This is a genomic window from Neisseria sp. P0021.S006, from assembly GCF_051956895.1.
Window position 1 is genome coordinate 1 of record NZ_JBQCWZ010001243.1, and the last position, 451, is coordinate 451.

General features: G+C 46.1%; 1 protein-coding gene. It reads left to right on the top strand.

Annotation, left to right across the window (positions count from 1 at the left end; translation table 11 throughout):
* Positions 1-265 (top strand): cupin domain-containing protein (locus ACTHUM_RS19690; protein ID WP_440403968.1); only part of this gene is annotated, 265 nt, incomplete at its 5' end.
* Positions 266-451 lie beyond the last annotated feature (186 nt).

Genomic DNA, 451 nt, shown 5'->3' on the forward strand with positions numbered 1-451 from the left:
CAAAGAAATCGGCTGGCTCACTCTTCCGCCTGGCGCTTCCATCGGCCAACACAAACATACCGGCAATGAAGACGTTTACATTATCGTATCCGGCAAAGGCCTTTTTACCGATAGCGAAGGCAAACAAACCGAAGTCAGCGCCGGCGACATTACCATCGCCCGCCCCGGTCAGTCCCATGCACTCAAAAATATCGGCAAAAAGCCGTTGGTATTCTTAGATTTGATTGCCGAGACCGCTGGCGCTAAAGCCGCCGAAACCAAGTAATACTTTCAATGAAAGCAAACAATCTGCCATGACTTTCTGCCTTACCCAAACCAGGCAGTTGAGAGATTGTTCCGTTTTCATTTAAACCTGCATACAAGCTAAAGGCCGTCTGAAAACCACGCTTCGTTTTCAGACGGCCTTTTTTTCTCAAAAGTCTTATCATATAAATGATGCAATGTTATATAA